This is a genomic window from Candidatus Neomarinimicrobiota bacterium (assembly GCA_018647265.1).
Classification (GTDB): domain Bacteria; phylum Fidelibacterota; class Marinisomatia; order Marinisomatales; family TCS55; genus TCS55.
Genome location: JABGTK010000029.1, coordinates 1 through 5,159 on the forward strand (window position 1 = coordinate 1; position 5,159 = coordinate 5,159).

Consider the following 5,159-nt stretch of genomic DNA (forward strand, 5'->3'; position numbering starts at 1 on the left):
GGAAGAGGTATGCTAAAAAGAACGAACAGATCTCTATTTTTGGGGAGATTTTCCCGTTGGCAAATCCCCCGATTTGTCTGTTCTATTATCAAATTACCTCAAATTACCTTATGCTTAATGGAATTAAGAATATAGTGTGGATAGGCAAAATTAGATTTTAAATTATAAATAAGTCAAGAAGATAATACACATCAGTCAAAAGTCCCTTGTCTCTAAATCCTAATTTAATTGTATTTATATAATGGAAATATTTTGTGAATTTAATTATTGAGGAGGAACTTATGATTCATTCTTATCATCATCCACATCTTCAACACGAATAAAGTTTTTGAGTGTCCACCCTTTTTGGGCAGCAATTCGCCTAATGCTGGCTATGGCAATAATAATAAGGACGATCCAAAATATTTGTACAAATGAGAAATTCATAGCGGAAAATACGACATGGAATGAATTCGTAGTAATTTTGAAGTTTCCATTATTTATAAACCCCACCATAATCCTCCCCAAATAGAGGAAGAGATTCCTTTTCTAATGTTTATTGGTCCTCCCCATACGGGTTGGGATGAGTTAAAATTAAAAAGATTTTGAGTTGAATTTACCATCAATCACAAACCAGTGATGCCACGCACCGCCGCTTCCCGTTTCCCAATCATCCAGATTAAAAGTGGCAGAGCCATTTAAAGTCCCCTGAACTTCATACACTTTTAGTGCCGTTGAATCGGCACTCCAATTCAAGGGTTGGTTGGCAGTACAGGATTCCGGCGCCGGGCCGGTCATTTGGATGAAAAAAGTCTTATTCGATTCACCATAAACTTTGGCAATTCCATCCGTTCCAATCGTGATGGCCGTTCTTTCATCGGCGGCGATTCCTCTGGCATCTACACCAAAATCTTTAACCAATCTTGCCAAAAAAGCCACATGCCTTCCCTGCCTGCTTCGCTGACTGTAATGGGTATCGGTTATCACATTGTCCAAATATTTTAACCCGATAAACTTGGTTGAATCAATGGATACACCATTATGATACGGATTGCCTAAAGCTTCTCCAGATGTAACGGTACCATTCTTCGCATTAAAAATATATTCGCCAAGGATGGCCATGCCGGCACTAGTCCCGCCGATAACAATTTTTCTGTTTTGGATCCCATCATTGATGAGACTGTCAATCGGCGTGTTTCGCCAATAATTCACATAATTCCACTGATTGCCGCCGGCAAACCAAATGCCTTCTGCCTGTTCAATCTTGCGATGAAGGGTTGTGTCATAACTGGCATCTTTATTTTTAACCACGATGGATTCAACCGAATTAATGGTAACGCCCAAATCAGAATACATATAATTATTATATCCATTTGAGCCGGAAGCGCGGAGGACCAGAATATCGCCCCCATCCGATTGATTCAAAAACCAACGCATGGCATTGTCATCTTCGCGACTGCCGCCCATGAGGCAAACGCCCCCTTTGGGGGTTGTTTTTTTATCCACAGTTTTACCCGTATGATACGATGTGTACTGATGGACAACAGGCGGTATAACTATTTTTTCTTCTTTTGGCTTATCCTCGCAGGCGAGTAAAAATAAAGTGAAGTTCAAGAATAAAATGAAGTTCATAAAAACAAGAAGCATTATATTTGACTCTCTCCTTTTTATTCCCCCCTCATACGAGGGGGAATTTTAGGAGGTGCGTAAAAATGAGAGTCATTTCGCAATAATCTTTCGAGAGAAATGGGTAAGGGTGAGTTTTTTTATCATTTATTAAGTTAACCTGTCATTGCGAGAAGCGAAGCGACGAAGCAATCTCATTTAACGATGGGATTGCTTCGCTTTGCTCGCAATGACAATAATTTATTTCTGCTTTACTGGCGGCGGACCGGGAGGAATCATAGCTTCGTATTTTCTGGAGCCCTTCCGTTCCTTGAATTCCGCTGTTACTTCTTTAATTAATTGAGGATCTTCAAACAAATCCACCATGGTCATGCCCAAAGCCTTGGTAGCTTGGATCATTCCTTTATGACCAATAGACATGCCTGTGCAAGCGACCACCGCCCATGAATGCCAAGGCGCATCTTTCGGTGCTGCCGGTGTGGAAAGTCTAACTACGGGCACAATCTGACTTACATCCCCCACATCCGTGGAGCCGCCTTGTGCCGGCTTGGTTTCTTTCAGTGGATAAATAGCCCCATCCATACCCACCTCCGGTTTGCCTGTGGCCCGTTGAATCTCTTTCGCATATTCCATTTCTTTATTGGTGTATTTGATAGGACCCAACATTTCAAAATTGGTCTGAATCGCACCAGCGCCACGACGGTTTGGTAAAATTTCATAAATACCGGAAATGAGATTAATCTCGTGCTCCACTTCTGCCATGAGGGCGCCGGCAGCGGCCATTTTCTTTACCCGTTCATAAACCACGCTCAAGCTTTCCCGATCGTTCTCCCGCACTCGGACCCAGATCTGGGCTTTGTCTGGAACCACATTCACCACATCCCCGGCCTTTTCAATTTGGTAATGAATCCGGGCCGTGGGTTTAATATGCTCCCGATAATAATTGATGCCGGTCGTAAAGAGTTCCATTCCGTCCACAGCGCTGAAACCATTGAAAGGGTCCGCAGATGCATGGGCGCTCTTTCCATAAAAATTAACGCGAAAATCGATGAGCGCTTTGCTGCTCTGTGTGGCGGCTTCCATATCATCTCCAGGATGCCAATCCACACACACATCAAGGTCATTGAAAAGACCGGCTCGAGCGAACCATACTTTGCCAAAAATGGTTTCTTCTGCAGGGGTACCGTAAAAAACCACCGTTCCTTTTATTTTACCCTTGGCCATCAATTCTTTTATAGCGACGGCGGCACCGAGACTGCCGGTACCAAATAAATTATGTCCACAGCCATGGCCCGGGGCACCTTCAATTAAAGCTTCTTTTTTTGATTGCGCTTTTTGGGAAATGCCTGCGTTTGCATCAAATTCACCAAGGATACCTATTCTAGGGCGACCGGAGCCATAAGTTGCTATAAATGCTGTAGGCATCCCAGCCACACCACGCTCTACGTTAAAACCATTCTTTTCCGCATAGTCCGCCAAAATTTTAGATGACTTATGTTCTTCCAATGCCAGTTCTGCGTTGGACCAAATGGCATCACTAATTTTGATGAGCGCCTTCCGGTGCTTCTCTACTGACTTGTCGATGGCTTTTTTATTTTTAGACCAATCATCACCGGCCGTAAGTACCACAACACTCAATATACCAATAAAAACTAATTTCATTTTTGTTAACATTGTTCTTCTCCTTCTTTCAATTAATGGGTTAAGGTTTATTTAAATTCTTTTAGGCGAGCTAAAATATTTTTCATGCTTTCTCCAAATAGTTATCGATTGCATCAATTAAATCATTGATAACTTCTATATGACTATTAATTATACGCACGATAAATGCACGCATGCCCTTTTGTTCGGATAAAAATCCAAATATGATTGGATCAGACAAGAATGCTGCCAATTCTTTGTGTTTATTTTTCAGATCAGTATCAATTAATAATGGGTGGTTTTTTATAATATATTCATTAAATCTTCTATATAAGTCTTTTTGGTTTCCAACGGCTTCGGATATATGATCCGGTCTAATTTGGAACACATCATTGATTTTTTCTTTTAATTCCAAGTTATCGATCAAGCCAATACTGCCATCGTTATTTAGACTATTATATATCGCCATAGGTGGGTGTACTGCAAAGTAAGCCTTTAATGAAAGAATCAAATCTCTTTTCCCAGTTTTCATAATGATTAAAGAGTCTGGGTTATTTCTGCCCCAATTCTCGAGAATGGTGTGAAGTGCTTGACTACCGTTTTCAATATATTGCGCTCTTCCCTCCTCGTACAATTTTACCTTTTCCAATTCATTCTTTAAACTTTCTAAGGTATAAATTGTTTTTTCATTATTCACCAACTCTATTCGATAATCATCCACCCATAACGATCCGGATATGCCCAAGAGTACGGCTAAAAACTCAATGCCGCCTCTTGCTAATATGTTTTTCATTCTTCCTCCCTATTTTTATAATATCACCCTGAGCCTGACGAGGGGTGTCCTATTATTCTGTAATCTCATTTTTAGCCAACGATAAGGCGGTTAAATAAGACTTTTCAATATCCTTCAATTGCCTTGTATACATATTCCCATAGAGGTTCGCCTGGGACAGCAAGCCATAAAAATCATTTGACATATAGTAGGATTGATTGAATTTGTATTGATTTAAGGTCCGACTACCATAAAAAGCACCATCATAAGAATTGTACTTAAAACTCACCCGAAATTCATCCAAGATCTCATTCCGAAAACGAATATTAAAATGATCTATTTCTGTTGATGTGGCATAATTCCGCTGCTTCTGATGGTTATACATCTCCAGAAGTATATTTTTTAATTCCACATTTTCGATCAGTTCAAATGAACCGGTGGCTATGAGTTGGTTAAAGATGCCATCTTGTGGAAAAAATGAAAAACCGACCTCAACATCTAATAGTTTATTTAGTATTTCCGGATTGGTATACACCGTATGGTTTTGATCAATGTCACTCTGTATTTCTGTAATGAGTTGATCAGATTTAAATAATGTTTCCAAGAGTTTATTGATCTGGCCGATGTCACTCTCCAGTGTATGGGTCAGATCGGAAAGGTATTGATCTTTCTTTATCTTATTATCATTCTCCGTCTGCCAGGCCTCTACATAAAAGGATAGCGCAATACCCAAGAATACGGCCAGGAATTCAATCCCACCACGTGCTAATAAATTTTTCATAACTTTTTCTTTTTAGGTAATAGTTGATCTAGCATAGCTGTATGATAAACAAACGAGGCTACAATAACTGCATTTTTTTTGATATCTTCAATAGGTATTGTATCATAGAAATCTAAGTTTGTATGACCTCCAGTTCCACCAACCCGATCCTGTAAAAACTGAAAGGCCGGAAGCCCAGCTCTATCAAAAGGAATATGGTCTGTACTTCCAACACTCTGAGATCCAATGGTTGTCATACCAAGATCATCAAATGGCTTCATCCAAGAAGTAAAAATCTTTCTTACATGTTCATTATCTTGAAGATAAATACCTCTATACTGACCAGGGCCATAATCTTGATTAAAATAGGCTGAAAATTTA

General features: G+C 40.0%; 6 protein-coding genes. All 6 read right to left on the bottom strand.

What is annotated here, in order from left to right:
* Positions 1 to 279 precede the first annotated feature (279 nt).
* Positions 280 to 426 carry a hypothetical protein gene (locus tag HN459_02120; GenBank protein MBT3478236.1) on the bottom strand — a complete coding sequence of 49 codons (147 nt, stop codon included), beginning with the start codon at positions 424 to 426 and terminating at the stop codon, positions 280 to 282.
* Between the two features lie 147 nt (positions 427 to 573).
* Entirely contained in the window at positions 574 to 1,626 is a 1,053-nt protein-coding gene (locus HN459_02125) for a cyanophycinase (GenBank protein MBT3478237.1), read from the bottom strand.
* Between the two features lie 219 nt (positions 1,627 to 1,845).
* Entirely contained in the window at positions 1,846 to 3,267 is a 1,422-nt protein-coding gene (locus HN459_02130; GenBank protein MBT3478238.1) for an amidohydrolase, read from the bottom strand.
* A gap of 82 nt (positions 3,268 to 3,349) precedes the next feature.
* Positions 3,350 to 4,039, bottom strand: coding sequence for a hypothetical protein (locus HN459_02135; GenBank protein MBT3478239.1), 690 nt, complete (start codon positions 4,037 to 4,039; stop codon positions 3,350 to 3,352).
* 52 nt (positions 4,040 to 4,091) lie between these two features.
* The gene (locus HN459_02140) at positions 4,092 to 4,799 is read right to left on the bottom strand and encodes a hypothetical protein (protein ID MBT3478240.1); all 708 of its coding nucleotides are present in this window, start codon (positions 4,797 to 4,799) and stop codon (positions 4,092 to 4,094) included.
* A partial coding sequence (locus tag HN459_02145) for a peptidase M28 (GenBank protein ID MBT3478241.1) occupies positions 4,796 to 5,159 on the bottom strand: 364 nt, incomplete at its 5' end. The genes HN459_02140 and HN459_02145, both read right to left, overlap by 4 nt.